The 4,517-nt window shown below is 68.5% G+C and carries 4 protein-coding genes; 3 read left to right on the plus strand and 1 reads right to left on the minus strand.

Annotation, left to right across the window (positions count from 1 at the left end):
- Window positions 1-63: 63 nt before the first annotated feature.
- Together DBR34_RS16675 and DBR34_RS16680 are read left to right on the plus strand one after the other, a co-directional pair.
- Window positions 64-2,040, plus strand: coding sequence for a UvrD-helicase domain-containing protein (locus DBR34_RS16675; RefSeq protein ID WP_128097628.1), 1,977 nt, complete (start codon window positions 64-66; stop codon window positions 2,038-2,040).
- A gap of 164 nt (window positions 2,041-2,204) precedes the next feature.
- Window positions 2,205-2,738, plus strand: coding sequence for a GNAT family N-acetyltransferase (locus DBR34_RS16680; RefSeq protein WP_128097629.1), 534 nt, complete (start codon window positions 2,205-2,207; stop codon window positions 2,736-2,738).
- A gap of 72 nt (window positions 2,739-2,810) precedes the next feature.
- On the opposite strand, the gene DBR34_RS16685 is transcribed toward DBR34_RS16680, so the two are convergent.
- A complete protein-coding gene (locus tag DBR34_RS16685) occupies window positions 2,811-3,479 on the minus strand; it encodes a DUF480 domain-containing protein (protein ID WP_128097630.1) in 669 nt (222 codons plus the stop codon).
- Window positions 3,480-3,590: 111 nt separating this feature from the next.
- On the opposite strand from DBR34_RS16685, the gene DBR34_RS16690 reads away from it, so the two are divergent.
- A partial coding sequence (locus tag DBR34_RS16690; RefSeq protein ID WP_128097641.1) for a 5'-nucleotidase, lipoprotein e(P4) family occupies window positions 3,591-4,517 on the plus strand: 927 nt, incomplete at its 3' end.

Genomic DNA, 4,517 nt, shown 5'->3' on the forward strand with positions numbered 1-4,517 from the left:
CCACCGCCGGGCACCCCGCCCCGGCCGGGCGGCCCGGTACAATGCCCCTCCCCCGGAGATGGCATGCACGGTCTCAATCCCCCCCAAAGCGCCGCAGTGCTGCACTGCGAAGGTCCTCTGCTGGTGCTCGCGGGCGCCGGCAGCGGCAAGACGCGCGTGATCGTGGAGAAGATCGCCCAGCTGATCGCGACCAAGCGCTACCCCGCGCGGCGCATCGCGGCGATCACCTTCACCAACAAGTCGGCCAAGGAAATGCGCGAGCGCGTGGCCAAGCGCCTGCACGGCGGGGATGCCGAGGACGTCACCATCTGTACCTTCCACGCGCTGGGGCTGAAGTTCCTGCAGATCGAACACGCGGCGGTGGGGCTCAAGCGCGGCTTCTCGATCTTCGATGCGGACGATGCCACCTCGCAGGTCAAGGACCTGATGTACGGCGCCAAGCCCGACGACATCGAGGACGTGAAGAACCTGATCTCGCGCGCCAAGAACGCCGGCCTGTCGCCCGAACAGGCCATGGCAGCCGCACGCAGCACGCGCGAGAAGGAAGCAGCCAGCGTCTATGAGCGCTACCAGCTGCGCCTGACCGCGTTCAACGCGGTCGACTTCGACGACCTGATCCGGCTGCCGGTGCAGGTGCTGGAAGAAAACCCCGAGATTGCCATGGCCTGGCGCGAGCGCATCGGCTACCTGCTGGTGGACGAATGCCAGGACACCAACGATGCGCAGTACCGGCTGCTCAAGCAGCTGGCCGGCAGCAAGGGCAACTTCACCTGCGTGGGCGACGATGACCAGTCGATCTACGCCTGGCGCGGCGCCAATCCGGAAAACCTGCAGCAGATGGCGCGCGACTACCCGGCGCTGGAAATCATCAAGCTGGAGCAGAACTACCGCTGCTCCAACCGCGTGCTGCGCGCGGCCAACGCGCTGATCGCCAACAACCCGCACGAACACCTGAAGAAGCTGTGGAGCGACCAGGCCGACGGCGAGCGCATCCGCGTGTGGGAGTGCCGCAACAGCGAGCATGAAGCGGAAAAAGTGGCCGCCGAGATCTCCTTCCTGGCGACCTCGAAGAAAATTCCGTGGAGCGATTTCTGCATCCTGTTCCGCGGCAACTTCCAGTCCCGACCGCTGGAAAAAGCGCTGCAGCTGGTGCGCGCGCCGTACCACATCACCGGCGGTACCGCGTTCCTGGAACGCCAGGAGGTCAAGGACACGCTGTCGTGGCTGCGCCTGCTGGTGAACCCCGACGACGATACGGCGTTCATGCGTGCGGTGCAGTCGCCCAAGCGCGAAGTGGGCGCCGGGACGCTGGCCAAGCTGGCTGAACTTGCCTCGGAGAAAGAGCTGCCGATGGCGCACGCGGCCGAGGCCATTGGCGCGTTGTCGCAGCTGCCACCGCGCGCGGCCAACGGCCTTAGCCGCTTCACCGACATCCTGCGCGACCTGCGTGCGGAGATGCCCAAGCTCAGCTCCGGCGACCTGGTGCGCAAGCTGGTGAAGGAATCCGGGCTGGTCTCCGAACTGCGCAGCGCGTGCAAGGAAGAATCGGTCTACCAGCGCCGCCTGGGCAACCTGGAAGAACTGGCGCAGTGGTTCGAAGGCGGCCCGCGTGGGGCCTCCACCGCCGACCTGGCCGCGCAGCTGGCGCTGTTGTCGCGCAACGACAAGGACGACGGCGGCAACCAGGTGCGGATGATGACCATGCACGCCTCCAAGGGCCTGGAATTCCCGTACGTGTTCATCATCGGCTGCGAGGATGGCGTGCTGCCGCACCAGGTCAGCCTGGACGAAGGCAACCTGCAGGAAGAACGCCGCCTGCTGTACGTGGGCATCACCCGCGCCAAGGTGCAGCTGTGGATGAGCTACAGCAAGCTCACCCGCAAGTTCGGCGAGCACGTGCGGCTCAAGCCCAGCCGCTTCTTCGACGAGATCCCGGCCGAGGAAATGCAGCGCGACGGCGCCGATCCCGTCGCCGACGCCGCGCGCAAGAAAGAGCGCGCCAACGCGGGTCTGGCCGCGATCCAGGCACTCTTCGACTGACCCACGCGGGGTAGAGCCGACCGTTGGTCGGCTGAAGGAACGGTAGAGCCGACCGTTGGTCGGCTGCAGGAGCCCCCCTCGAAGCGCAGCCGACCAACGGTCGGCTCTACCGCGTTCGGGACGCGCATTGCACAATCGGCGTATCGCCTTCCACCGGTACCCGCATGTCCGCCGTGATCCAGACCGACCGCCTGCACCTGCGCCTGATCGACCCCGATCACGACGCCGCCGACATGCTGGCCCTGCTCAACGAGCCGGGCTTCATCCGCAACATCGCCGACCGTGGCGTGCGCACCCTGGCGCAGGCGCGCGACTACACCGCCGAGCGCGTGCTGGGCAGTTACACCCTCAATGGCTTCGGCATGTACGCGATCATCCGCCGCAGCGACGGGGCGTGGCTGGGCAATGCCGGGCTGGTGCGCCGCGATGGATTGCCGGCGCCGGACATCGGCTACGCGTTGCTCGCCCAGTACGAGGGCAACGGGTACGCGTTCGAAGCCGCGCGCGGGGTGATGCACTACGCGCGCGACGTGCTGGGGTACACCGACCTGTACGGCATCGTCTCGCCGGACAACCTGCGTTCGGCCGCGCTGCTGCGCAAACTGGGCATGGAAGACCGCGGCGACCTGCTGCTGCCGCCACCGCATGGCGGCGACGTGGTGCTGCTGTTCGCCACCCCGGGCGCCCCGGCCCCCTGACACCGGCGACCGGGCGCAGCGCTCGATCCACGCACATGCCGCCGGTAGAGCCGACCGTTGGTCGGCTGCCCGTCAGCCCCCCAACTGCGCGCGCAATTCCGCCAGCTGCTCCTGCAGCTCGGCCACCGTGGCCTCCAGCTGCTGCACGCGCGCTTCCAGCGCCGGGCTGCCGCCACCACCGCCGCCGCTCGACGAAGACCCCTTGTAGCTCTCGGCCAACGCCTGCACGTCCACCGGGCCACCCAGCAGGTGCATGTAGCGGTCCTCGCGCTGGCCACTGGCGCGCGGCAGCTGCACCGCCAGCCCGCGCTGGATCATGCGCTCGATGTGGTGGCGTACTTCCTCGGCGTCCTGGAACTGGAACAGGCGCTCGCTGCGGGTCAGCAGCTCGTTCACCGTCTGCGGGCCGCGCAGCAGCAGCAGGCCCACGATGGCCAGCTGTTGCCGGGTCAGGTCCAGCGCGCTGCCGGCGCGGTGCTCGTAGCGTTCGGCCCGCGAGGAGAACTGCTGGCGGGCCAGGCCCATGCTTTCCAGCTGGCGCAGCGCGTGGTGCACATCGCCGGCCGACAGCGCCATCACCGGCTCGCGCGCGGTCTTCTGGTTGGCGGCCACCTGGGCGGCGTTGACCGTCAGCGGGTAGGCGTCCGGCGTGGTTGCCTCCTTCTCGATCAGGCAGCCCAGGGCGCGGGCCTGGGCCGCGCTCAGCACGGGCAGGGCGGGGGTCTGGGTGTCGTCGGTCATGGCGCGCTCCGGGGTGTTTCAGGGGCGTGCAGCATAGCCGAGCCCCGGCGGCGGCATGAACCGGGGCGGACAAGCCGGTAAACTGGCGCGACTTTGTTGCTGGTGACCCCGATGCGCCGTACTGCTGCTGTTTCCCTGTCCGTGCTTGCCTGCGCCGTGATGGCGTTGAGTGCCTGCAAGCGCACCGAAGCCCCGGCCGATGCCGCCCCGCCGGCCGCCGCCGCAGCGCCCGCAGGCGCGCCCGCTGCCAGTGGCGATGCCGCCGTGTCGGCCAACGACAATCTCAACGCGGTGCTGTGGATGCAGCGTGCGCAGGAATACCGGGCCATCACCGAGCAGACCTACCGCGCCGCCGCCGACCACCTGGACAAGGCGCTGAAGGAACCCAACTGGGACGCCCTGGTGTCCGAGGAACGCGGCAACGCCGCCAAGGGCCTGAAGCCGGCCGTGGTGCTGGACGTGGATGAAACCGTGCTGGACAACTCGCCCTACCAGGCGCGCCTGGTGCGCGACGGCAAGGAATACGACGAGATGACCTGGGACCAGTGGGTGGCTGAAAAGAAGGCCAAGGCGATTCCCGGCGTGGTCGATTTCGCCAAGGCCGCCAATGCCAAGGGCGTGACCCTGCTGTACATCTCCAACCGCGCCGTGCACCTCAAGGAGGCCACCCTGGCCAACCTGCGCGCCGAAGGCCTGCCGGTGGCCGACGACAGCGTGTTCCTCGGCTTGGGCACCGTGGTGGAAGGCTGCGAGCAGGCCGGTAGCGAGAAGAACTGCCGCCGTCGCCTGGCGGGCCAGAAGTACCGCGTGCTGATGCAGTTCGGCGACCAGCTGGGCGACTTCGTGGAAGTCACCGCCAACACCAACGACGGTCGCGACGCACTGCTGCAGCAGTACCACGACTGGTTCGGCGAGCGCTGGTGGATGCTGCCCAACCCGACCTACGGCGGCTTCGAGCCGGCGCAGTTCAACAACGACTACAGCCAGTCGCGGCAGGCCCGCCACGACGCCAAGCGCGCCGCGCTGGACTACGCGCCG

Source organism: Stenotrophomonas sp. HMWF003 (assembly GCF_003061285.1).
Taxonomy (GTDB): Bacteria; Pseudomonadota; Gammaproteobacteria; order Xanthomonadales; family Xanthomonadaceae; genus Stenotrophomonas; species Stenotrophomonas maltophilia_AP.

Bases quoted from the DNA above. Each gene is read 5' to 3' on its own strand.
- DBR34_RS16675 (WP_128097628.1), top strand. From the start codon at position 64: ATGCACGGTCTCAATCCCCCCCAAAGCGCCGCAGTGCTGCACTGCGAA.
- DBR34_RS16680 (WP_128097629.1), top strand. From the start codon at position 2,205: ATGTCCGCCGTGATCCAGACCGACCGCCTGCACCTGCGCCTGATCGAC.
- DBR34_RS16685 (WP_128097630.1), bottom strand. From the start codon at position 3,479: ATGACCGACGACACCCAGACCCCCGCCCTGCCCGTGCTGAGCGCGGCC.